This window comes from Campylobacter corcagiensis, assembly GCF_013201645.1.
GTDB lineage: Bacteria > Campylobacterota > Campylobacteria > Campylobacterales > Campylobacteraceae > Campylobacter_B > Campylobacter_B corcagiensis.
Map to the genome: position 1 here is coordinate 899,247 of NZ_CP053842.1, position 23,587 is coordinate 922,833.

General features: G+C 31.5%; 21 protein-coding genes and 1 pseudogene. 8 read left to right on the forward strand and 14 right to left on the reverse strand.

The features are described 5' to 3' along the window. Window positions 1-42: 42 nt before the first annotated feature. Window positions 43-720, forward strand: coding sequence for a helix-turn-helix domain-containing protein (locus tag CCORG_RS04690; RefSeq protein ID WP_025803408.1), 678 nt, complete (start codon window positions 43-45; stop codon window positions 718-720). Between the two features lie 161 nt (window positions 721-881). Here the strand turns inward: CCORG_RS04690 and mog are convergent, their stop codons facing one another. The 6 genes from mog to CCORG_RS04720 are packed head-to-tail and all read right to left on the reverse strand — an operon-like array spanning window position 882 to window position 8,474. After that, window positions 882-1,415, reverse strand: coding sequence for a molybdopterin adenylyltransferase (gene mog, locus CCORG_RS04695; protein WP_025803407.1), 534 nt, complete (start codon window positions 1,413-1,415; stop codon window positions 882-884). Continuing rightward, on the reverse strand, window positions 1,402-3,102 hold the full coding sequence (locus CCORG_RS04700) for an AAA family ATPase (RefSeq protein WP_034971545.1): 1,701 nt from the start codon (window positions 3,100-3,102) through the stop codon (window positions 1,402-1,404). Before CCORG_RS04700 ends, mog begins: the two co-directional genes overlap by 14 nt. Beyond that, entirely contained in the window at window positions 3,065-4,315 is a 1,251-nt protein-coding gene (mtaB, locus tag CCORG_RS04705) for a tRNA (N(6)-L-threonylcarbamoyladenosine(37)-C(2))-methylthiotransferase MtaB (RefSeq protein WP_025803405.1), read from the reverse strand. The genes CCORG_RS04700 and mtaB overlap by 38 nt, the downstream gene beginning before the upstream one ends. Beyond that, complete coding sequence (locus CCORG_RS04710; protein ID WP_025803404.1) at window positions 4,312-5,994, reverse strand: mechanosensitive ion channel family protein; 1,683 nt, start codon at window positions 5,992-5,994, stop codon at window positions 4,312-4,314. The genes mtaB and CCORG_RS04710 overlap by 4 nt, the downstream gene beginning before the upstream one ends. After that, window positions 5,991-7,025: a 3-dehydroquinate synthase gene (gene aroB / locus CCORG_RS04715; RefSeq protein ID WP_025803403.1), complete on the reverse strand. Its 1,035-nt coding sequence runs from the start codon at window positions 7,023-7,025 to the stop codon at window positions 5,991-5,993. Before aroB ends, CCORG_RS04710 begins: the two co-directional genes overlap by 4 nt. Before the next feature lie 39 nt (window positions 7,026-7,064). Next, a complete protein-coding gene (locus CCORG_RS04720) occupies window positions 7,065-8,474 on the reverse strand; it encodes a hypothetical protein (protein WP_025803402.1) in 1,410 nt (469 codons plus the stop codon). Between the two features lie 38 nt (window positions 8,475-8,512). Between CCORG_RS04720 and tgt the strand changes: the two genes are divergently transcribed. Then, entirely contained in the window at window positions 8,513-9,634 is a 1,122-nt protein-coding gene (gene tgt, locus CCORG_RS04725; protein ID WP_025803401.1) for a tRNA guanosine(34) transglycosylase Tgt, read from the forward strand. 119 nt (window positions 9,635-9,753) lie between these two features. Here tgt and CCORG_RS04730 read toward each other — a convergent pair whose 3' ends face one another. The 3 genes from CCORG_RS04730 to CCORG_RS04740 are packed head-to-tail and all read right to left on the reverse strand — an operon-like array spanning window position 9,754 to window position 14,215. Beyond that, window positions 9,754-11,109: a TolC family protein gene (locus tag CCORG_RS04730; RefSeq protein WP_025803400.1), complete on the reverse strand. Its 1,356-nt coding sequence runs from the start codon at window positions 11,107-11,109 to the stop codon at window positions 9,754-9,756. Window positions 11,110-11,111: 2 nt separating this feature from the next. After that, window positions 11,112-13,040, reverse strand: coding sequence for a MacB family efflux pump subunit (locus CCORG_RS04735; protein WP_025803399.1), 1,929 nt, complete (start codon window positions 13,038-13,040; stop codon window positions 11,112-11,114). Then, window positions 13,037-14,215, reverse strand: coding sequence for an efflux RND transporter periplasmic adaptor subunit (locus CCORG_RS04740; protein ID WP_025803398.1), 1,179 nt, complete (start codon window positions 14,213-14,215; stop codon window positions 13,037-13,039). The genes CCORG_RS04735 and CCORG_RS04740 overlap by 4 nt, the downstream gene beginning before the upstream one ends. A 153-nt stretch (window positions 14,216-14,368) precedes the next feature. On the opposite strand from CCORG_RS04740, the gene glmU reads away from it, so the two are divergent. Genes glmU through truA form a run of 6 tightly spaced genes read left to right on the forward strand, consistent with a single transcriptional unit; the run spans window position 14,369 to window position 20,040 of the window. Beyond that, on the forward strand, window positions 14,369-15,676 hold the full coding sequence (glmU, locus tag CCORG_RS04745; protein WP_025803397.1) for a bifunctional UDP-N-acetylglucosamine diphosphorylase/glucosamine-1-phosphate N-acetyltransferase GlmU: 1,308 nt from the start codon (window positions 14,369-14,371) through the stop codon (window positions 15,674-15,676). After that, on the forward strand, window positions 15,663-16,838 hold the full coding sequence (gene coaBC / locus CCORG_RS04750; protein ID WP_025803396.1) for a bifunctional phosphopantothenoylcysteine decarboxylase/phosphopantothenate--cysteine ligase CoaBC: 1,176 nt from the start codon (window positions 15,663-15,665) through the stop codon (window positions 16,836-16,838). Before glmU ends, coaBC begins: the two co-directional genes overlap by 14 nt. Then, window positions 16,838-17,515, forward strand: coding sequence for a polyprenyl diphosphate synthase (uppS, locus tag CCORG_RS04755; protein ID WP_025803395.1), 678 nt, complete (start codon window positions 16,838-16,840; stop codon window positions 17,513-17,515). The genes coaBC and uppS overlap by 1 nt, the downstream gene beginning before the upstream one ends. Beyond that, on the forward strand, window positions 17,515-18,315 hold the full coding sequence (locus CCORG_RS04760) for a prepilin peptidase (RefSeq protein WP_025803394.1): 801 nt from the start codon (window positions 17,515-17,517) through the stop codon (window positions 18,313-18,315). The genes uppS and CCORG_RS04760 overlap by 1 nt, the downstream gene beginning before the upstream one ends. Before the next feature lie 3 nt (window positions 18,316-18,318). Continuing rightward, entirely contained in the window at window positions 18,319-19,341 is a 1,023-nt protein-coding gene (locus tag CCORG_RS04765) for an LptF/LptG family permease (protein ID WP_025803393.1), read from the forward strand. Continuing rightward, complete coding sequence (gene truA / locus CCORG_RS04770; protein ID WP_025803392.1) at window positions 19,342-20,040, forward strand: tRNA pseudouridine(38-40) synthase TruA; 699 nt, start codon at window positions 19,342-19,344, stop codon at window positions 20,038-20,040. Here truA and CCORG_RS04775 read toward each other — a convergent pair. From CCORG_RS04775 to CCORG_RS08945, 5 genes and pseudogenes are all read right to left on the reverse strand, one after another. Beyond that, window positions 20,020-20,748, reverse strand: coding sequence for a DUF4230 domain-containing protein (locus CCORG_RS04775; protein WP_025803391.1), 729 nt, complete (start codon window positions 20,746-20,748; stop codon window positions 20,020-20,022). The genes truA and CCORG_RS04775 overlap by 21 nt on opposite strands. A 9-nt stretch (window positions 20,749-20,757) precedes the next feature. Further along, window positions 20,758-21,969: a threonine ammonia-lyase gene (gene ilvA / locus CCORG_RS04780; protein ID WP_025803390.1), complete on the reverse strand. Its 1,212-nt coding sequence runs from the start codon at window positions 21,967-21,969 to the stop codon at window positions 20,758-20,760. A 40-nt stretch (window positions 21,970-22,009) separates the two neighbouring features. After that, complete coding sequence (locus CCORG_RS04785) at window positions 22,010-22,312, reverse strand: DUF4298 domain-containing protein (protein WP_025803389.1); 303 nt, start codon at window positions 22,310-22,312, stop codon at window positions 22,010-22,012. A 21-nt stretch (window positions 22,313-22,333) separates the two neighbouring features. Then, on the reverse strand, window positions 22,334-23,221 hold the full coding sequence (locus CCORG_RS04790) for a DsbA family protein (RefSeq protein WP_232088147.1): 888 nt from the start codon (window positions 23,219-23,221) through the stop codon (window positions 22,334-22,336). Further along, a pseudogene (locus tag CCORG_RS08945) lies at window positions 23,213-23,584 on the reverse strand (CoA-binding protein); the annotation flags it as partial. The gene CCORG_RS04790 and the pseudogene CCORG_RS08945, both read right to left, overlap by 9 nt. Window positions 23,585-23,587: the final 3 nt, after the last annotated feature.

Here is a 23,587-nt window from a genome sequence, read left to right on the forward strand (position 1 = left end):
TTGTAGTAAAATGGCTAAAAATTAATTTTTAAGGAAAGTATTTTGAACAGATTTAGAAATTTAAATTTAATGCTTGTTACAAATGAAAAAAAACTAATCTCAAAAGCAAAACACTCAAGTAGTAATTTTAAAAATTTATACATTCAAAATAGTGATGATTTTATCTCTGCTTATCTTAACTCAAATGTTGCAATTGACGCTGTTGTGCTTGATTTAGACGATGATGAAAAAATAGATCTTTCAGCTATTTTATATATCCATCCAAATCAGCAATTTATTTTCCTAGCTTCAAAAAGGCAAATTTATGTTGATTTTTTAGATAAATTTAGAGGTGGAAAATCAGCAGTTTTATTTAAGCCGATTAAATTTAGTGCGATTTTGGATAATTTAACTTTGATGCTAAAAAACAAAGATAAAAAAAGTGAAAATTTAATAAATTTAAATGATAAAATAAGCATAAATTTAGAAAAAGAGAAAATTTATGAAAATGGCAAAGAGATTTTTCTAACTCCAATGATGCATAAACTTATGCTTTTACTTTGTGCAAATTTAGATAGTCTAGTAACTTTTGAAATGATAGAAAGCTCAGTTTATGAAAGTGTGCCAAACTCACGCATCGTTGTGCAAAATTTAGTCGGAAATTTAAAAAGAAAATTCAGTCTTGACATAAAAAGCATATATGCAAAAGGATATATGTTACAAAGTTTTCAAAGCCAATAAATTTAACTATCTATGTCAATCTTAAGAAAAATTTATTTTATAAATTCGATCTTTATTTTGACGATAACTAAACTTGCTATTAAAATAGCAGTTAAGTTCTTTAAATAAAACCTAACCATTAAAAAATTAAGTAAATTTAGCTTTATCAAAATTTAAATTTACTATTTTCCTTTTGGGCGAAAAACCTTCATAACCTTTTCATCAGTTTCTATTCTTGAACCTTCTATTAGGTCTATACAGTAAGGAATAGCAGGAAAAACAGGCTCTAAACACTCTCTAATCGCTTTTGGTTGACCTGGCAAATTTATAATAAAACTACTTTTTCTAGTTCCAGCTATTTGGCGAGATAAGATAGCTGTTGGAACATACTTAAGACTTTCTAGTCTCATAAGTTCGCCAAACCCAGGTAGAATCTTATCACATACAGCTTCTGTAGCCTCTGGAGTTATATCTCTTTTTGCAGGTCCTGTTCCACCAGTTGTGATGATCATATCACACTTTTTTTCATCAGAGAATTCTATAAGGCTTGATTTAACCATATCATAATCATCAGGAATTACCTTATAAAAATACTCCACATCGTTTAATAACCACTTTTCAAGAAGTTCTTTTATAGCAACGCCTGATCTGTCTTCATACTCTCCACTACTTGCTCTATCACTTAGCGTAATGATACCTATTTTAATTTTTTGCATTTTCTTCTCCATCATACTCTTTTGATAATATCTCTTTAATCTTATCTGCAGTAACAGTCTCAAAAGCAAAAAGATATTTTGATACACTAACCAAACTAGAGCCCATACTTGATAAAAATTCACTAACTTCATCAAAGTTTTTCTTAAGCAAACTCTCTACCACTTGCTGGCTTGGCATAATTTCATCACCCATAGCATAATCAAATATCATAATATTTGCCAAATTTAGTGCCTTTTTGACATCGTGTTTTGAGTTACTAAAGCTATCTTCTTTATAAATCTTAAGTGCAGCCATACCGCTTAGATAGACTTTTAGTTTATTCTCAAGTGTTGTTTTTGACTCAATCTCACTATCGTCTTTTAAAAAATCATCTTCTAAAAGATTTATTTTAGAGAAATTTACACTATACCAGTATGCACTTAAAGCCTTAGCTCCTTGATAAAGAGCTTGGATCTCTTTTTCTTTTTCACTTAAGACAAGATCCTTTTTTTTGCCTATTAAAACTTTATTTTTAACACTTTCAAAATCACTAAGCTCTAAAATCTCACTACCCCTTCTTATAGCATTTATCATAGCTTCATTTACAAATGTAGCAAGTCCAGCACCACTAAAACCAACACTCATTCTTGATAATTTTGTTATATCAGCTGAGTTTGCTTTTCCTTTTAGGTGAAGTTTTAAAATTTCAATTCTATCTTTAAAATTTGGAAGTGAGATAAAAATTCTTCTATCAAACCTTCCAGGACGAAGCAAAGCATCATCTATCATGTCTATTTTATTTGTAGCAGCGATAACTATAACACCACTATTTTCCTCAAATCCATCCATTTCAGTTAGAAGCTGATTAAGAGTTACTTCACGCTCATCATTTCGCCCCTCACCCCTACTTTTGCCAATAGCATCAATCTCATCTATAAAGATTATACTTGGAGCATTTGCTTTAGCATTTGCAAAAAGCTCACGAACTCTTTTAGCTCCCAAACCAACATACATCTGGCTAAAATTTGCTCCACTTTCATAGTAAAATGGCACGCCTGACTCGCCAGCTACGGCTTTTGCTATAAGTGTTTTACCAACTCCAGGAGGTCCAGCCATAATAACTCCTTTTGGAAGTTTGATGCCAAAATTTCGATATTTTATAGGGTTTTTAAGAAAATCAACTATCTCTACAAGTTCGCTTTTAACTTCATCAATCCCTGCTACATCGCTAAATTTAATATTTGAAATTGATGGAGTAAAACTAAAATTTGATGAGTTTGTGCTATTTGCTAAACCTTTTTGTTCTACTATAATCTTTCTTGCTGGAGCATTTTTAAGAATTTTATCAATAGCAAAAATTAGTAGAAAAACCATAATGGCAAGAATTATAAAATCAACCCAAAAAGATGATTCATTAGCTTTTTCTATCTTGGTCACGCCAAAAAGCTCTTTTAAATCAACCGCATCTTCTAAAACAATGTAATCTTTGCCATTATACTTAAGATAAATTTTGCCATCATCAAGAGTTGCTTTTGTTATGGCTTTGTTGTCAATAAGTGAGTCATATTCGGCTTTTGAGATATAAATAGATGGATTTCTAAAATAGACAAAACTAAGTAAAAATATAAGTATAAATAAAAATATAAGTATTATATTTAGCTTGTTTGGTTTAAGCTTTTGCAAAATTTCCGCTATCTTTGATCTCATAATCTCTAACCTCTATAAATTTATTTCTTAAGTCTTGATCGCTTTTTAGATAAACTCTGTTATAAAACTGATCAAATCCACTCCAAAACTCGCCGTTTTTTTGCTCAAACAGAACATTTAGTGGCTCATTATACAGCTTTTTTCTAAATTCTAAATTGTTTAAATTTACTATATTTTGAATCTCTTTAAGTCTTTGTTTAGAAATTTTACCATTAATTTCTCCAAATTCTTTAAGTAGTTCAGCACTTCTTGTACCATCTCTTTTTGAGTAGATAAAAGCATGGATATGAGTTAGTGGAAATTTTTTAAAGTTACTCAAAGCTTCACTCCAAATTTCATCACTCTCTCCTGGATGCCCTACTATAAAATCCGTTCCTAAAGCAAATCCCATATCGCTAAGTTCACAAAATAGCTCTATATCTTTAATCGCTGTATTTCTTCGCCTCATTAAGCTTAGCATCTTTTGACTTGTGTGTTGAAGTGCGATATGAAGATGCCTTTCTAGCCAACTCTCTTTTAAAATTTCTCTAAAACTATCATCTATCTGAGATGGCTCTAAACTTCCAAGTCTTATTCTTTTAATGCCTTTTATAAGACTAAGTTTTTTAAGAAGTTCACCTAAATTTGTGCCACTATCACTTCCATAACTTCCGATATTTGTGCCTGTTAAAACTATTTCACAAAAGCCATTTTCTACTAAATTTTTTGCTTCGTTAAGAAGTTTTTCTTCACTTTCACTTCTTGCAATACCCCTTACATGAGGAATTATACAGTAGCTACATTTAAAGTTACAACCCTCTTGAATTTTAAGAAAAGCTTTTGAGTGATTAGAGAAATTTGTTACACTTCCTTTTTCAGTTGTAGAGCTATCTCCAAATTCATAAAATTTAGTACTATTTTTTAAAAAATCTGAAATTTCAAGCTTTCTACTCATACCAAAAACGCCATCAACCTTGCCATCATCTAAAAGCTCTTTGCCTTTAAAAACAGCTCCACACCCTGTTAAAAGAACTCTTTTTCCAGCTCTTTTCATACGGCTTATATAGGTTCTTACATCGCTATCTGCGCCATTTGTAACTGTGCAAGAATTTACAACTATAGTATCAGCCAAACTCTCATCATTACAAATTTCATCAAAATTTATAGAATTTTTCATAATTTCACTATCGTAGATATTTGTCCTACAGCCAAATGTCTTAAAGTATACTTTCAAGCTAACTCTTCCTTTGCTTCGTTATTTGTTTCATGTTTTTGAGTTTGTAAAACATGCCTTGCTAAATCATCTTTTTCTTTTAAATATAAAGTCTGGCTTGGATAGGCTATTTTAATGTCATTTTCTTTTCTAAAAGCTTCTAAAATTTCTCCAGATATAGTACTTCTTAAAGCTAAAGTTGCATATGAGTTAGTCATATACCAAACGCTTATTTTTATGCCATAAGCATCAAAAAAGTGAAAAATTCTAGGCTCAACACTTGGGCTTTTTATACTATACTGACTCCTTAGTTTATTCATCTGTTTTTTTGCTATATCTGTATATCCTTTTGAGTATTGACGAGCGATGTTTTTAACAATATAAGTTGCTTTTTGGTAGTTACTATCAAATGTAAGTAAGATATCAATACCATCCCATACTGTTTTCATCCCACTATGAGTATAGTTTGAGATAAGTTCTGTAAATATATAGTTATTTGGAACGAAAATAATCCTACCAGCACGGCGGTGTTCTTTGGTAGTTATCATCGTAACATCTTCATATATAGTCATTCTAAGAACCGATATATCAATGATATCTCCTACATATGTCTCACCATTAATCTTTCTAACCTTAATTCTATCTCCAACTCTAAATGTTCCACCAATCATAATAACAAACCAGCCAAGCATGCTCATAAACATATCTTTCATAGCAATTGCCAAACCAGCAGAAGCAAATCCTAAAAATGTAACAAAATATGAAACATTATCAATAAAAGCAAAGAGTAAAATAAAGATAATTATAAAGAAATTTATAAAATTTATGACCTTGTTTGTCATATAAAAACGTTCATTATCCTTAATGGATTTTTTAGCAATAAATTTCATCAAAATTGATATAATAATGATAAACCCTATCACTATACCTACATTTATAGCTCTTTTTGTTTGGACTTTGATATCGCTTCTAACTGTTGCTATTCTATCTTCTATCTTTGTAGAGTAAACTTGATAAGTACTATCTCCAGTTGCTTTGGCAGCACGAAGTTCGTTTAATCCAACTTGAATTAACTCAATATCCTTAGATATATTTTGATCATTTGGAATATAATTTAGTATTGATCTTAAAAGATTTTTCTTCTCACTAAGTCTATCTATAAGAGTGCCTAAAGAGGCCAGATTTACTCTATACTCATCTCTTTCAAACATTATCTGTTTTATATAAGATAGTGCATACAGTATCCCTAAAGGGCTTTTAATCTTTTCATATGATGTTAATTCATCTGCATCAAGCATAGATGTAAATGGACTATTTTCATACTCTCCAAGTAGTGAAATTTGCTCATTTACAACCCTTAATTCAGAATTTATACTCTCTTTTTCATCAGCTTTTTTAACTCTTTTTAACTCTTTTTCTAGTGAAATTTTGTTTTTTATAAGCTCTTGATAAGTTTGATAGTTTTTATACTGAAGATACCAGACATTATCTTTAATGGAAGAATCAATTGCTAAGATCTGCTTTTTTAAATCTTCAACCGCTATAGAAGTAAGATTTTGATCATCTGTTTTATTAGCTTCAATTATACTTGATTTGGTCTTATTTGACTCTGTTTTGTTAGCTTCAGAGGCATTAATATCTGCTGGTTTTGCTACTAAAATTTGAGCTATTAAAAATAAGCTTAGAAAAATTCTTATCATATAAACTCTTTTAAGGTTTGGATTACTAGCTCTTCTTTTACATCATCTTTAATCTTAAAATTTCCAATTCCATTTGGCAGTATGAATTTTATCTTAGAGTTTAGTGACTTTTTATCAAGCTTAAAATGTTCATAAAAATTTTTAGTATCTTTTATTTTATAGCTTACTGGAAGGCTAAATTTTTCCAAAACTTCACGCACTTGCTTACTCTCATCTTTGCTTAAAAGCCCTAGTTTTTGTGCTAAATTATTTGCCATATTTATACCAATTGCCACAGCTTCGCCGTGCAAAAATTTAGAGTAGTTTGTTTGATTTTCTATTACATGAGCAAATGTGTGTCCGTAGTTTAAAACCGCCCTTATGCCACTTTCTTTTTCATCTTGATTAACAATATCAGCTTTTATTTTTACACATTTTTCTATTAGATAAATCACATCATCTTTAGCTTTAAGATCGCTTTTTTTAAAAAATTCAAAAAACTTACCATCAAACATTACAGCCATTTTAATAGCTTCTGCAACACCTGCACTAAATTCACGATTTGGAAGTGTTTTTAGGTATTTTGTATGACAGTAAACAGCCTTTGGTTGATAAAAACTCCCAATTAAATTTTTACCAAATTTATTATTTATACCAGTTTTTCCACCCACACTTGCATCAACCATAGATAAAAGCGTAGTTGGTATATTTATAAAATCTATCCCTCTTTGATAAATGCTTGCAGCAAAGCCCGTAATATCACTTACTACTCCACCACCAAGAGCTATTAAAGTGCTTTTTCTATCAAGTTTAGCGTTAAAAAGCTGTTCAAGAATCAAATTTAGAGTGTCTAAATTTTTATAAGCTTCACCATCTGGAATTGCTATAAGTGTAACGCTTTTAGCTTTTATCCTTCCAAGCAGATCAGCTAACCATAAAGCCCCAACAGTTTGGTTTGTTACAACTCCAACAGAACCATCAAACTCTAAATTTTCAAGTTCATTTATATAAATTTTATAGCTGTTTTTATCTAAGTTAATATCTACTGTCATTTTAAACCTTTTAAATTTCCTAGATTTTATCCAAACTTCTTAAATTTCACTGAAATCAGGTATAAAAAGCTGATAATTACTCTTAAGCTTAAAATATAGCTCATCAATATCTTTTGACAAATTTGAGAGTAAATTTCTTTTTAAAACGCTCTCATTAAAAGGCACAAACTGTAAAAAATCGCTCTCTTCATAAAGAGTATTAAGCGGATTTATCTCAGAGTTATTTGTTATAAAAAGCTCTTTTTTAAAAAGCTCTGAAAGGTCTTTATAATAACCAATAACCTCATCTTTTTCAATCTGGTCGTAGTAGTAAAGACTAATATCAAGACCAAGCTGACCACAAAGATCAAAAACAACACTAGCCCCAGTTGTAGAGCTTTTATTATTTACTATAACAACGCCTTTTTTAAGATTGCTTACATCTTTATCGCCAAGGGTAAGGATAGGAACTTTAAGATTAAAAACTCTTTTTTTATAGCGTTCAAAAAATTCATTATTTGATATAATCATACCGATTTTATGGTGTTTTACATCCTTATCCATTATAGAAACTTGCTCTTTATACTCAACCATTATCTCACAACTCAAACCATCACAATCACTTGTTAACTCCTTTACACTATCAAGCGTAGTTGGGTTAATAATGCGGATAAAAAGCTTATGATTTGTAAGAGTTTCATTTAGAAATTTAGCACTTTTTATCATCTTTAAGATTTCATTTTTCTCAGTTCTTGCCATATCAATAATAAGATAAAAATTTATCCCAAAAGGCGATGGAAACTGCCCACGAGCGGTCTTTATAGTCGTGTATACGTCTTTTAAAACAGATGGTTCGCCAACCATCAAAATAGTATCATTTGGAAAAATCATCGTGTTGTATTTTGTAACAATTGCTTCATTATGACGATAAATCATAGGAATTTTATACTTTTGATTTGTAAACATTCCAACTCTTTTATAGGCAAAAGAGCTTCCTACTGGAACCTTTGCTTCCATTATCTCCCCACTTCCAAGCCCAATATCATCAGCTAAAATAGGATGATCTGGCAAATACCCAACAAGCCTAGAGGTTATAATATCCAATAAATCCACGCTTTTTAGGTGTTTATCGTCTAATCTATCACTAAAATCATCCCAAGCATCAAGTAGATAAATTTCAACATCTGGTAAAATTTCTCTTAAATTCTTATATATATTTATAGTGTTAAATTTGTTATCTTGAATGATCATAAAAGTATCAAATTTTTTACTAAGTGCAACTTTTAGCCTAGGTAGGCTTGTGGCATCAAATTTTTCTAATGTAAGATTATCGCCTACGATATTTTCGCTAATAGTTTCGTCACTGTTATAAATAATTGTATAATTATGGCGTAGGTTTTTAAGCGTTACAATCTTTTCTAAGAAATTTTTAGCTAAAATACCATCGCAAATAATCATTATGTTTTTCATAAATTAACTCCAAATTTTAAAAAGGATATTATAGCAAAATGAAATTTAAAATAGATAAAATAGACGGTAATGCTAGGGCTTGTACTATTCAAACAGCCCACTCGGTCATACAAACTCCAGTTTTTATGCCAGTTGGAACTGTTGGGGCTGTAAAGGGGCTTGATGCTGTTGATATGAGTGAAATTTTAGAAGCTAAAATAATTCTAGCAAACACATACCATATGTATCTTCGTCCAGGTGCGGATGTGGTTAAAAAGTTTGGTGGATTACATGGCTTTACAAAATTTCCAAATAGCTTTTTAACTGATAGTGGCGGTTTTCAAGCTTTTAGCTTAAGTGATATCTCAAAACCAGATGAGTATGGAATTAAATTTAGGTCACACATTGATGGTAGTAAACACTATTTTACGCCAAAAAGCGTTATTGATACCCAGCACAAACTAGGTAGCGATATAATGATGATTTTAGATGATTTAGTAGCTTTGCCAGCGACTAAAAAAAGAGTAGATGAGAGCATAAAAAGAACGATAAAATGGGCAAAAGAAGCTTTAGAGTATCATAAATTTAAACAAAATGAAGGCACTGGAATAAATCAAAATCTTTTTGGAATAATCCAGGGTGGAACTGACTTTGATATGCGTAAAATTTGTGCACAAAGTCTATGTGAGATGGAATTTGATGGTCTTGCTATAGGTGGTTTAAGTGTTGGCGAGAGTAATGAAGAGATGTATGAAACTGTTGAAAATGTTATGCCCTTTATAGATAAAAATCGCCCAAGATATCTCATGGGAGTTGGCACACCTGAAGATTTGGTAGAAAATGTATATCGTGGTGTTGATATGTTTGACTGCGTGATGCCTACAAGAAATGCAAGAAATGGCACACTTTTTACAACTTTTGGTAAATTTAATATAAAAAGAGCTGAGTTTATTCATGATGATGAACCAATTGATAAAGCGTGTGATTGTTATACTTGTAAACGCTACTCAAAGGGGTATTTAAGTCATCTATTTAGAGCAAAAGAGCTAACTTTTTACCGTCTTGCATCTTTACATAATTTGCATTATTATCTAAATTTAATGAAAGAGATAAGAGAGGCTATATTAAATAGCAAATTTGATGAATTTAGGCGTGAATTTTATTTAAAAAGAGAAATTTAGCTTTTAAATTTAGCTAAATTTCATATCTTTTATAAGCAAATTTTAAAAGATATTCACATAAATTTCACAAGTTATTCACGCCTTATTCACATGGGAATAACTATGTAAATTTTTATGTTTTAATACTTGCTTTCAAATTTTCCAGCCATTGCCTTATATACTGAAATTTCAGATTGTAAGGCTTTGTATTTTTCATTTATTAAGCTAGTTTTGGCTGAAATTTCAGCATTTTTAGCCTCCAAATAATCCTTAAGCTCGGCCTTTCCAAGAGTATATCTTGTGTAATAAAGACTAGATAATTTCGCAGCGTTTGAGCTTATTTTAGAGCTATTTTCAAGGCGTAAAAGTGAATTTGTATAATCACTATAAAATCTACTTACCTCATTTAGTGCTTTATATAGTGCGTTTTTATAAGTTGCTACTCTTTTTTCAAATTCAAGCTCGCTTATTTTAAGGTTTGCTTTTAGTCGGTTATAGTCTAAAAATGGTAAATTTATCCTTATACTTCCACTTAAAAAATCAAGCTCACCGCTTCCGCTAAAATCACTACTTGAAGACGAAAGCGAACCACCAAGAGAAATGGTTGGATAAAAGCTTTTTTGCCTTACTTTATAATCATAAAAGCTAGAATTTATCTGCGAGATAAAAGATCTAATATCTGGGCGATTACTAAGTGCATAAACAGGCACGCTCATATCAACACCCATAAATTTGATATCAAGCAAAGCCTTGCCATCTAAATTTATAGTCTCATCTGGCTTTAAATAAAGTAAATTTCTTAAAATTTCTAAATTTGCAACTCTATCTTTTTTAAAATTTAGAATTTGATTTTGTAAATTTAGTATGCTTTTTTCTACTTCTAAAGCCTCCATCGGCATTGATTTTCCTAAATTTACCTTTAAATTTACGATATTTTTAAGGCTTTTATAGTTTTTTAAATTTTCATCTAAAAGCATCAAAGTATCTCTTAAATAAAGCTCCCTAAAATAGCTATCAACAACTAAATTTATAACATTTAACTTAGCTGCTTTTAAATCATAAATGCTAGCTTTTGCACTCCACTGGCTACTACTTACGCTGTCTTTGATTTTACCATACAGATCTAGTTCATAACTAATGCTTAAATTTGAGCTAAAACTATCTTTCCACTCCTGTGAAACGCTAATATCACGCCCACTTTCTACTCCCCACGAAGCCATAAAAGTTGGCAGCAAATCAGCTTTTATAAGCCCTACTCTAGCTAAAGCTTGAAGTGAGTTAAGTGCTGCTATTTCAAGCTCTTTATTTGCCACTAAAGCTCTATCAATAAGTAAATTTAAAGGCTTTTGGTCATACCCTAAATACCATTTTTCATTTATAGTAAAACTCTCATTTTCATCTATAAATTCCTGTACTTTATAGTTATCTACTGCTGTTTTTCCAGCACAGCCTACTAAAATAAACACTAAAAAAACTAAATTTATAAAATTTCTCATCTTTACTCCTGCGAAAGTGCATCAATGGGGTTTAGTTTGCTTGCATTTCTTGCTGGCAAATAACCAAAAACTACCCCTATAAAACTAGATGTTATTAACGCTACTAAAGCTGGCGTAAGGCTAAATTTCATATAAAAGTCAATATTTAAGTTATTAAATAAAAAACCAATTGCATACGCTAATCCAAGCCCAATAACTCCACCTATAACACACAAAAGTACCGCTTCAATCAAAAACTGCATCAAAATATCGCTTTGTTTTGCACCAACTGCCATTCTAATGCCAATCTCTTTAGTTCGCTCTGTAACGCTTACTAGCATAATATTCATAACTCCAATACCACCAACTATAAGAGATATCAAAGCAACACCTGATATTAAAATTCTCATAGTATTTGTCGTAGCCTCAACAGTTTGGCGAATCGTATCTGAATTTCTTGTATAAAAGTCCTTTTTACCATGCTTTGCAACTAACAAATCAGTAAGTCTTGTCTCAGCAACTTGCGGGTTGGCACTATCTTTTACTTTAACAGTTATGCTTTGGACATTTCTATCGCCTGTGATTTTATTTACCACAGTAGAAAAAGGTGCATAAGCTCTTAAAACATCACTACTTCCAAACATAGTATCATTTTCTTTTACAACGCCTATTACCTTAAATGGCTGACGCTCAAAAAATAGCACCTTATCAAGTGGATTTTCATTTTTAAAAAAGCTATTTTTAGTATTTTCATCAATTATTAAAACCGAATTTGACTCATCTATGTCAGCCTTACTAAAGCCTCTACCATGTGATAACTCAAGCCCATTAACTTCTAAATAGTGAAGCCCTCCACCTCTTAAATTTCCATTTAAGCTTTGGTTTTTATAAGTCAAAACACCAGTACTTGATGTATTTGGTGTGGAGTAGTCAAGATATGGCTGTTTATTTAACAAATCAGAATCACTAACCGATAAGCTTTTTACCTGATTTACTCGCCTGTCACCAAAACTTTTACCAGGAAAAACAGTAATTGTATTTGTCCCAATAGCGCGAATTGAAGATAAGATTTTCTCTTGAGAACCCTTTCCAAGAGCTACGACGCATATTACTGAACTAATGCCAATAATAATGCCAAGCATAGTTAAAAGCGAGCGAAGTTTATGGCTAAATATCGCTCCAACTGACATCTTAAAACTCTCAGTAAGTGAGCTTTTAAAGGCTGGAATTTTGTTTATTTTACTCTTTTGTCTGCTTTTTAACTCATAAATTTTATCATCTTTTTTCTCATCTTTTATAATTCGTCCATCTTTTATCTCTATTATTCTATTTGCATAGTTTGCGACATTTAAATCATGAGTTACAAGTATTATCGTGTGACCTTTTTTGTGTAAATTTGTAAGGTTATCCATGACCATAAGCCCGCTTTTAGAATCCAGTGCTCCAGTTGGCTCATCTGCTAAGATAATCTCACCACCATTCATCAAAGCTCTTGCTATGCTTACTCTTTGCTGCTGTCCACCGCTTAATTTATTTGGTATATTTTGGCTTTTATCACCTAAATCTAAAGAGTTTAATAAATTTAAAGCTCTTTTTTCTCTTTTGTTTTTATCTATACCGTCATAAACCGCAGGTAAAGCTACATTGCTAAGGGCTGAAAGAGATGGTATTAGGTTATATCTTTGAAATACAAAACCAAATTTCTCTCTTCTAAGAGAAGCTAACTCATCAGAACTAAAATGGCTTATATCTTTATTATTCATTAGATACTTTCCATTTGTTGGCGTATCAAGACAGCCGATAATATTCATAAGAGTTGACTTACCGCTTCCACTTTGTCCAATGATAGCTACAAATTCACCCTTTTTTATACTAAGATCTATATCTTTTAAGACTCTAACGCTATTCTCACCAAGCGTAAATTTTTTATTTATGCCTTTTAACTCTATCAATGTACCATTCCACCACTTCTTTTCATAGATGATCTTTTATCAACTTCAGTGCTATCGCCTAATATAACTTTATCATCGCTTTTTAGACCACTTTTTATCTCTACATAAAAACCATCAGTTATACCTAAATTTACCTCTTTTTTAACTCTTTTTTCATGCTCTAAATTTCCAACTAATATATCTACGAAATCTTTATCATCTTCTTTATAAACTGCGCTTTTTGGTATATACATCGTATCAATACTTTCATCTATTATGATCTCATTTTGTGTTGTCATGCCTATTTTTAGGAAGTTATCACTATTATCTATATATGATTTTGCGTAGTAATATACTGCTTTGTTTGAAGTTGTTGAGCTGCTTCTTGAAAGAGTTCCATCACTAAGAGATGTCATTGCTGGATCGATTTTATTAATAATGGACTCTTTTTTTATATTTGGGTTTGCAAGTATTGAGTAGCGAATTTTAAGACCTTCTTTTATCTTTGGAAGATCTCCTTCAGCAACTTCAAGATTGATTTGTAATTTTGTTAAATCAGCTATTTGAACGATAACTGGAGTTGTCTGGTTGGCATTTACTGTTTGACCCTCTTTAACTATGGTTGAAACTATCGTTCCATCAATTGGTGCTGTGATTTTTGTATAGCTTAAATTTGTCATAGCTGTATCAAGGTCGATTTGATTTTGTTTTATTTTTGCATTTATTTGAGTAACTTGTGAAATTTTAAGAGCTGCTTCGTTTTGAGCCATCTCAAGACTCTCTTTTGAAGTTGCGTTTCTTTTAAAGAGTTTTTCCTCTCTTTTAAGCTTACTAACTGCTATATCTTTAGCAATTTGTGTAGCGTTTAAGTCTGCTAATAAACTCTCATACTCAGCGATTTTCTTATCGACTTCATTTCTTTGTCTGATATCTTCTATTTGAGCTATCATATCGCCTTTTTTAACCATATCTCCGATATCAACATATAGCTTTTCTATACGCCCACTAACTTGAGCACCGATGTCAATTAAGTCCATTGCATTTACTTCTCCAGTTGCCACTACTGAATTTACAAAGTCACCTTTTATAGGCGTTGTGGTAAGATATCTTATCTCATCACTACTTTTTATAAATTTAAAATATATAAACCCACCAATACAGGCTAAGAGTAGAGTGATAAATAGTGTTTTTTTCATAATTATCCTTTGTTTGAAAATGATACTAAAAAAATATAAATTTAATGTGAAATTTGCCAACACCTTTAAAGATATAATATTTTTCTTCAATATAACCATTTCTTTAACTAATTTTTGGTAAAATGCTGTATTTTTACAATTTTAAGGTTAGAAATGAGTAGCGTTTCAGTAGTTATTTTAGCAGCAGGTTTTGGCACTAGAATGAAATCAAACAAGGCAAAAGTGCTTTTTGATATAAGTGGTGAGCCGATGATATGTCATATTTTAAGAAAAGCTTATGATATAAGTAGCGATGTAAGTGTGGTTTTAAACTACCAGTTTGAAGAGGTTAAAGAGGCTGTTTTATCAAAATTTCCTAATACTAAGATTTACCGCCAAGACGTAGAAAATTTCCCCGGAACAGCTGGTGCTTTAAAAGGTCTGAAATTTAGTAAAGATAAAACTATCGTGCTTTGTGGCGATATGCCCTTAATAAAAACCGAGGAGTTAAAAAATTTAGCCAAAAGTAGCTCAGACTTGACCGTAGCAGTTTTTAAAGCAAAAAATCCACACGGATATGGTAGAGTTATCACTCAAAATGGTGAAATTTTAAAGATAGTAGAAGAAAAAGACGCTAATGAAAGCCAAAAAGAAGTTGATGTAGTAAATAGTGGATGTTATGCTTTTGACACTGAAGTATTAGCTCAAATTTTACCTAAAATTTCAAACAATAATGCTCAAAATGAGTACTATTTAACTGATACAATTTCATTAGCTAAAACATCAGGCTATAAATGCACAACTGTGCTAGTTGATGAACAAAATTTCATGGGCATAAATGATAAATTTACTCTAAGCATAGCAGAAAACATAATGCAAGATGAGATTAAAAAAAATTTAATGAAAGCAGGCGTTAAAATGCGTTTACCAAACACTATCTACATTGACTCAAGAGCGAAATTTGAAGGAGAGTGCGAACTAGAAGAAAATGTAAGCATTATAGGGGAGTGTTTTATAAAAGATAGCAAAATAAAAAGCTCAACCGTTATAGAAAGTAGTGAAATTTACTCTTCTAGTATAGGTCCACTTGCTCATATCCGCCCAAAATGCGAGATAAAAAACTCTCATATAGGAAATTTTGTAGAGTTAAAAGCAGCTAAAGTTGACGATATAAAAGCTGGGCATTTAAGTTATCTGGGTGATTGTGAGATAGGAAGTGGCACAAATATTGGGTGTGGAACGATAACTTGCAATTACGACGGCAAGGCTAAATATAAAACCATAATAGGAAAAAATGTTTTTGTTGGAAGCGATACGCAACTTGTCGCACCTGTAAAAATAGAAGATGATGTGATAATAGCAGCTGGTTCAACCGTGACAAAAGACGCTAAAAGCGGTGATTTGGTTATATCACGATCAACACAAGTAAATAAAGATGGATTTTACTATAAATTTTTTGGAGATAAAAATGTTAAAAAATAAGAAAATTTTACTAGCGGTTTGTGGAAGTATAAGCTTTTACAAATCATATGAGATTATCTCAAAACTTAAAAAACTAGGTGCAAGTGTATATGTAACGATGAGCGATGGAGCTATGAAATTTGCAACACCTGAGAGTTTTGAAGCAGTCAGCGGACACAAAGTAGCTTGTTCAAAAACACATAGTTGGTGTGATGGTGTAAATCACATAGAGTACTCTAAATTTGATCTAGTTTTAATAGCTCCAGCTACAGTTAATACCATAAATAAATTAGCTCATGGAATTTGCGATTCTATATTTCTTGATATATTAGTTGCTTCAAGCGGTGTTCCTTTGCTAATAGCACCAGCAGCAAATGAAAGGATGTTAAACCACTTTAGCTTTAAACGCTCTATTGAATTTTTACAAGAAAATGGTGCTAAGATAATACAACCAGTTAAAAAAGAGCTAGTTTGTGGAGAGATTGGAAAAGGTGCTTTATCAAATGTAGATGATATTATATATGCTGTTATAAGAGAATTTTTAAAAGATGACTACTACCTTGGCAGAACTGTTGTAATAACAGGTGGTCCAACAACAGAAAAGATAGATGATGTAAGAGTTATAAGCAATCTCTCAAGTGGCAAAATGAGCAAGGCTTTAGCTGATACATTTTACTATCTTGGAGCAAATGTTGTATTTATCACAAGTGTAGAATTTGATGCACCTTATAAAATAGTTAAATTTGATAGCTCTTTTGGACTTCAAAGTGCACTTGGAACACAGAAATTTAACAAAGGCGACATATTGGTTATGGCAGCAGCTGTGAGTGATTTTATCCCAAATAAAGTAAAAGGTAAGCTATCTAAAGATGATACGGCTGGGGTTTTAACTCTAAATTTTAGAAAAAATATCGACATTTTAACTTCAGTTGATGTAGATGGCATAAAAAAGATAGGATTTAAACTTGAAGTTGATGAAAAAACTGCACTTGAAAATGCTAAAAATATGCTTAAAATCAAAAAATTAGATGCGGTTTGCTTAAATGTTTTACTTGGAAATGTTAAATTTGGAAGCGATGTAACAAAGATAAGCTTTATAACAGATAAAAAAGTTGTAGAAATTGCTGAAAACAGTAAAGAAAAAGTGGCTTTTGAGATAGCAAACCTTATAAAAAGCATATAATGAACGACTTAAATCATTTAGCAATAATAATGGACGGAAATGGACGCTGGGCAAAACTAAAAAGCCTAGCTAGAAGCGTTGGTCATAAAAACGGTGCTGATACGATAGATAAAGTAGCACTAACTTGTATAGATTTAGGCATTAAAAATTTAACTCTTTATGCTTTTAGTACTGAAAACTGGTCTAGACCAAAAGAAGAGATTGATTTTTTATTAAACCTTGCAAAAGATTTTATCAAAAAAAAGGAAGCTCTTTTTATAAAAAACGGCGTTAAATTTGAGACAAAAGGCGATATAAGCGTATTTGATGATGAGTTAAAAAAAGCGATATCTCACCTTAAAGAAGTCACAAAAAATGGCTCAAATTTAACTCTTGCCTTAGCGGTAAACTATGGTTCAAAAGATGAGATAGCAAGGGCTGTAAAAAAACTAATAAAATTAAATTTAGAGATAAATGAAGAAAATATCACACAACATTTAGATGCCCCACAAATGGGCAATGTTGATCTTATCATAAGAACAGGTGGCGAACAAAGACTATCAAATTTTATGCTTTGGCAAGGAGCATATGCTGAGTTAGTTTTTACGCCAACTTTGTGGCCTGATTTTAATCAAAAAGAGCTTTTTAAAATAGTAGAAAATTATAAGAAAATTCATAGAAAGTTTGGTGGATTATGATGATTTTTTTAGCATCTCTTTACTTTGTTTTAGGTCTTTGTATTGCCTCTTTTTCAAATGTTTTAATCTACAGAATGCCAGTTATTGCCATTAAAAAACAAAAAGCTAAAGAAGGCATTGATGTTGGCGAAATTGAAAGTATTTCTTTTCCTTCATCTCACTGCCAAAACTGCCTTACGCCACTAAAATGGTATCACAATATACCAGTTTTTTCGTGGCTTTTTTTAGGTGGAAAGTGTGCTTTTTGTAAGAGTAAAATTTCTATACAATACCCAATAATAGAGCTTTTAGGCGGGCTTTTTATGCTTGTTGGATTTTTTATAGAAGTTGGTTCGTTTAACTATTTAGAACTTTTTAAAGCTTTAATTATAGGAACGCTTTTTATAATTCTTCTTGCTATGAGTATAATCGACCTTCGCTATACAGCAGCTCCAGACGAGCTTTTATATACCAGTGTTGTCTTAGCTCTTTTATACTCTTTTAGTCTTAAAGGCATAACTGATGCTTTAATAATAGCAGGAATTTTTACACTTTTAGCTTTGATTGTTAGCCTTATAAAAAGACGCTTTGCCATGGGATCAGCTGATATATTTATATTTGCAGCTATGGGGGCAGTTTTAGGACTAAATTTAGCATTTATAGCGATATTTATAGCAGCTATTGTCTCACTTCCTGCGTTTTTTATAGCAGCACAAAAAGATTATGAACTTCCGTTTATTCCGTTTTTATCATTTGGGCTTTTTGTTACTTACTCCTTAGAGATGCAAATTTTAGATATTTTAAACCAAATTTACGGATAGAATATGAACAGAGTAAATAGATACCTTTTTTCAAATTTCACAAGTAGCTTTGTGTCACTATTTAGTGTTTTGTTCCTTATAGTATCTATTGTGTTTTTTATAAGAATTTCACGCATTACTGCTTATATAGAGATAAATGCCACAGAGCTTTTAAAACTATATCTTTTCATGCTTCCACGGGTTCTTATTTTTACAGGACCGATAGCTTTTTTCGTCTCTTTATCTATATCGTTTTTCAGACTCTCAAAAGATAATGAAAGCACAGTTATATTTACATTTGGTCACTCACCAGTAAAAATAAGTAATTTTTTTCTATCAGTTAGTTTTGTTTTTTCTATAGTTTCACTATTTATTGGACTTGTTTTAATGCCATATGCTGAAAATTTAAGAGATAATTTCACTGAATATAAAAAAACACAAGCAACGCTAAATCTTCAAGCTAGTGAATTTGGTCAAAGAATGGATGAGTGGCTTATTTATATAGAAGATGATGATAAAAGCTCAGGAAATACTCTATATAAAAATCTTATTTTATATAATCCAACAAAAGAAGATGAAAGGGTTATACTTGCCAAAGAAGGCGAGTTTAAAAGTGAGAGTGGAATTTATGTCATGAGCCTAAAAGATGGACTTATATATACTCTAAAGGATGAAATTCACATCACAAAATTTAGCCAAATGGACATAAAAAGCAAAGAAAGTTCACAAATTTCAGGAGTAAATTCTATATTAGACTACTGGAGTGAGATAAAAACAAGCTCAAAAGCTAGGCAAAATTTAAGCATATACACTCTTGTAGCGCTCTTTCCATTTGCCACAACTCTTTTTGCACTCTCTTTTGGAATAGTAACTTATCGTTATGAAAAAGGTTTTATATATGTTGGAATTTTTACTGTGATTTTGGCTTATTTTGCAGCTATTATGCTACTTGGCAATATGCCTTTTGTTGCCATTCCAGTGATATTTGGCGCAACATTTATCATATCAAATATATTTTACTACTACAAAATTTTAAGAAAGTATTAGTTGAAAATAAAGCTTATCTACTCATATGATGGTTCACTTCTTAGCGGATCACAATCTCAACCCAGTCAAAATACGGCCGAAGATATACTAAAAAATGCTATGTCTCATGCTGGACTTTTTGATAAGCTTATAACTAGTTCAAGAACAGATAAAGGAGTACACGCACTAAATCAAGTAAGTGTTACAAAATGCTTAGATTTTTGGAATTTAAACCGCTTAAAAGAGCTTATAAATCGTCACTCTCGTCCAACTTTAAATATAAAAAATATAGAAGTTGTAGATGAGAATTTTCACCCCCGTTTTGATGCTAAGGCAAGAAGTTATAGATATATCTTAAATCACTCTAAATTTAGCCCTTTTTTGGCAAATTACTGCTATTTTTGTGATGCGATAGATATAAAAAGTCTAAATTTAGCACTTAGTAAATTTAAAGGCATAAATGATTATAAAAATTTTATGAAAACAGGAAGCGATACAAAAAGTAGCGTTAGAGAGATTTATTTAGCTTTTGCGTATAGATATAGAAATTTAACCATTATAAAATTTAAAGCAAATGGTTTTTTACGCTCACAAGTTCGTTTAATGGTTGCAAATGCTTTAAAAGAGTGCAAAAAAGGAGATAAATTTAGCCTAAAAAGCCCAAATACTCGCATCCCTGCTCCACCAAACGCACTTTATTTAGAAAGAGTTTTTTACTGAGTTAAGCACCCTTTTATCTACTAAAACCTTGCTATCTTTAACATCAACTTTTTCTATATTTTTATCAACAAATTCAAATTCTACGCTATTTGCACCGAAATTTTTAGCAATAGCTGTTAGAGTGTCAGAAGCTGATTTATGAATTTGATCGCCCATATCATTTATGATTTTAACAGACATTGATTTTATCTCATCTTTTGCACTATCAATTAGTTGATTTTTCTCACTCTCATCAAAGCTAGGTCCAAAAAGTCCATTTATAGAATCAGGCAACAAAAACGGCATAAATTTAGAGTTTTTCTCATCATAAATTTTCATATCTCTAATTGAAAATTTATATTTACAAGCTGGCATAGTGATCTTAAAATTTCCTTCCCCTAGCTCTTTTATAGAAAAATCCCTGCTTTTTAAATCATAAATAAAATCGATTTCAAACTCAAATATAACAGCGATTTGTTTTTTTGTCATAGACCAACCAAGAAGAGTATTCCAAAGTTTACTCTCAATTGGACTATCCTTTCTAGTAACTATCTCTTTTGAGTAAATTTTAAAAACACTTAACTCGCCGATGCTTTTTAACTTTGTTATCTCGGTTCTAGTGTTGATTTTTGGTTTTTCTTTAGCCTTTTTTAGGGCTAAATTTTGTCTGTAAAGCAAAAACGAAACAACAACTAAAACTAAAATAAGTATAGTTACTAAAAACTCCATTTCATCCCCTTATAAAATCTGCTTAAACTCATATCCATTTGCTTTTAAGGCCTGTATTACGCTATTTTGATGCTCTTTTCCTTTTGTCTCAAGCGTGATAGTAATAACAGCATCACCATAATCAATACTAGTAGAAAACCTATCATAATCAATCTTAACAATATTAGCATTTGCACTGCTTAGAGCTTTTGTAAGACCTGTTAAAGCTCCTGGTTTATCAACCAAAGTAACGCTAATTGTCATTTTTCTATAAGTTTTTATAAGACCTTTTTCTATAATGACATTAAGCATTTGAACATCTATATTTCCACCACTTAAAATAACACCGATCTTTGTACCTTTTTTGTAACTAAATTTAGAGTGCAAAAGTGCTGCCACACCAACAGCTCCAGCTCCTTCGACAACTATCTTTTGAGCTTCTAAAAGATAAAGTATAGCTTCTGCTATCTCTTCATCATCAACTTGAACAAACTCATCGACATTTTCTAAGATATGACTAAGAGTTACAGGACTTGCATCACGAACAGAAATTCCATCAGCTATGGTTTTAACGCTTTTTGAATTTATTGGCTTTCCTGATCTAAAGCTATCAAACATCGCCGGAGCTCCTTTTGCACCAACTGCGATGATTTTAATATCAGGATTTATCTGTTTAGCACAGCTTGCTACCCCACTTGCTAAACCACCACCACCAACAGGCACTATCATATAGTCAAGATTTGGCACATCTTCTAACATCTCTAACGCTATAGTTCCCTGCCCTGCTTGAACAAATTCATTATCAAAAGGGTGAACAAAAATAAGCCCTTCTTTATCAGCAAATTCTCTTGCATAAGCGTAAGCTTCATCAAAATTATCTCCCTTTAGTATAACTTCAGCACCCAAATCTCTAGTCCCACTAACCTTAAGAAGTGGTGTAGCTTCAGGCATCACAATAACTGCTCTTATGCCAAATTCTCTAGCACTTATAGCAACTCCTTGAGCGTGATTGCCAGCACTAGCAGCGATTACACCTTTTGCTTTATCCTCACCGCTTAAATTTGCTATCATATTGTAAGCACCGCGAATCTTGTAAGCACCAGTTCGCTGCAAATTTTCACCCTTTAGATATACTTCAGCCCCCAACAGAGCACTTAGCTTACTAGCTAATGAAAAAGGGGTTTTTTCAACAAAACCTGATATCATTCTTTTAGCTCTTACTATTTTGTTTAAATCAACCATAATTTTCCTTGTTATTAAAAGTTTTTATTATACCGAAATTTTAAGCCTTTAGCATTTTAGTGGCAACTTCAAGCATTCTTATTGAAGTTTGGTGATGCTCAATCATCATATTATAAATATCATCTTCACTTAAAACTCCCCTTTTAACTGAGTCTGGAATTTCTCCTTTATTATCGCTTTCTAAGTCGCTATCTCTTTGATCGCTGTAGTAATACTCAACCAAACTCTCATATTTAGAAGTTAAATTCTCTATCTCATCAAGGCTTTTATTTAGCTTTTCAAGTGTCTCGATGTGGGCATCCAAAATCTCTTCAAATTTAGTTATATGACTAAAATCTTTCATTTTTTATCCTTTATATTAAATTTATATCAAACACTCGCCATCCCTACAGCTAGGGCTATTTAGCGGATAGATAAGCTCATTAACTATTTTTACTTTGCCATTTTTTATAAGTGTATCAACTAACTCATCACACTCATTTTCACTAATGTTTAAAATCTCCATTATCTCTATCTTAGCGGCATTTGAGCCGATATATTCTAAAATATCATCTTTTTTAGGCTCATAAATTTCTAGTTTTAAATTTAAAACATTTTCTATGACGCTTTTAAAGTCATTAAATCTTGCATATCCCCTTAAAAGCACCTCTTCACCGCTTTGTAAATTTCTAACTAAAAAGCTAGGAAAACCGCTAACGCCGTATTTTCTAGTAAGTTCTAAATCTTTATAAAATTCTTCTTCGCCGTTTTTTAAATCAGAGCTAAATTTAGCCACATCAAGCCCAACTTTACTAGCAAGGCTAACTAAAACGCTAGGTTTTGAAGTTATTTCACACCTTAAAGCTGTAGCTATTCTAATCTCCCTAAGAAGCTCTTTTGCTAACTCTTCGCTTTGAATCTCGGCAGTTTTAAAAGCGATATTTTGTGGATAGCTTGAAGGAAATTCATCACTAAAAAGATGAAATCCACTCTTAGCTACTGGCATTTTATGAGTGCGAGAGGCTTCTTGCCAGTGGGCTAAAATACTAGCATTTGTTTTGTTAATATCTCCGCCTATGCCGTTTAATGGATCGCTAAACTCTCTTATATCTCTAACAAGACCACCCATTATAAAGCTAAGTTTAAGATGGTTTTTATAAATAGCTTTTAGTTTTCTTAAAACTGGCTCAGCCCCCCAGCACCATGTACAAATTGGATCGCTAAACTGAACTATCTCAAATTTTGCCCCAAATTCCTTCTTATACTCCACCATTATGCATCTATCTTGGATAAAATTTACGCCGTTTTTTAGTGCTTTTTCTTTGGCGTTTTCGTTTGTGATACCTAGCTGAAGCCACAGAGTTTTTATACCTTTTTCTATAACTTCATCTATTAAAACATCAGCAAATTCGCCCTTTCTAAACATAACTACGATGTCGATTTTATCTTTAATCTCGCTTAAATCTCTATAAACTTTTTCGCCTAAAATCTCATCAAATTTAGGATAAATCGGATAAATTTTATACCCTTTTTCTTGTAAAAATTTACTTACATAGTGGCTTGGCTTACTCTCATCAGGGCTAAGCCCAACAACGGCTATATTTTTTGCAGTTTTTAAAATTTCATTTATAGTCATCTT

Coding starts and splice junctions, on each gene's coding strand:
- CCORG_RS04765 (WP_025803393.1), top strand. CDS start 18,319: ATGAACAGAGTAAATAGATACCTTTTTTCAAATTTCACAAGTAGCTTT.
- CCORG_RS04790 (WP_232088147.1), bottom strand. CDS start 23,221: ATGGTGGAGTATAAGAAGGAATTTGGGGCAAAATTTGAGATAGTTCAG.
- CCORG_RS04760 (WP_025803394.1), top strand. CDS start 17,515: ATGATTTTTTTAGCATCTCTTTACTTTGTTTTAGGTCTTTGTATTGCC.
- coaBC (WP_025803396.1), top strand. CDS start 15,663: ATGTTAAAAAATAAGAAAATTTTACTAGCGGTTTGTGGAAGTATAAGC.
- CCORG_RS04785 (WP_025803389.1), bottom strand. CDS start 22,312: ATGAAAGATTTTAGTCATATAACTAAATTTGAAGAGATTTTGGATGCC.
- CCORG_RS04710 (WP_025803404.1), bottom strand. CDS start 5,994: ATGATAAGAATTTTTCTAAGCTTATTTTTAATAGCTCAAATTTTAGTA.
- CCORG_RS04740 (WP_025803398.1), bottom strand. CDS start 14,215: ATGAAAAAAACACTATTTATCACTCTACTCTTAGCCTGTATTGGTGGG.
- CCORG_RS04775 (WP_025803391.1), bottom strand. CDS start 20,748: ATGGAGTTTTTAGTAACTATACTTATTTTAGTTTTAGTTGTTGTTTCG.
- CCORG_RS04720 (WP_025803402.1), bottom strand. CDS start 8,474: ATGAAAAACATAATGATTATTTGCGATGGTATTTTAGCTAAAAATTTC.
- CCORG_RS04730 (WP_025803400.1), bottom strand. CDS start 11,109: ATGAGAAATTTTATAAATTTAGTTTTTTTAGTGTTTATTTTAGTAGGC.
- tgt (WP_025803401.1), top strand. CDS start 8,513: ATGAAATTTAAAATAGATAAAATAGACGGTAATGCTAGGGCTTGTACT.
- CCORG_RS04700 (WP_034971545.1), bottom strand. CDS start 3,102: ATGAGATCAAAGATAGCGGAAATTTTGCAAAAGCTTAAACCAAACAAG.
- ilvA (WP_025803390.1), bottom strand. CDS start 21,969: ATGGTTGATTTAAACAAAATAGTAAGAGCTAAAAGAATGATATCAGGT.
- aroB (WP_025803403.1), bottom strand. CDS start 7,025: ATGACAGTAGATATTAACTTAGATAAAAACAGCTATAAAATTTATATA.
- uppS (WP_025803395.1), top strand. CDS start 16,838: ATGAACGACTTAAATCATTTAGCAATAATAATGGACGGAAATGGACGC.
- glmU (WP_025803397.1), top strand. CDS start 14,369: ATGAGTAGCGTTTCAGTAGTTATTTTAGCAGCAGGTTTTGGCACTAGA.
- mog (WP_025803407.1), bottom strand. CDS start 1,415: ATGCAAAAAATTAAAATAGGTATCATTACGCTAAGTGATAGAGCAAGT.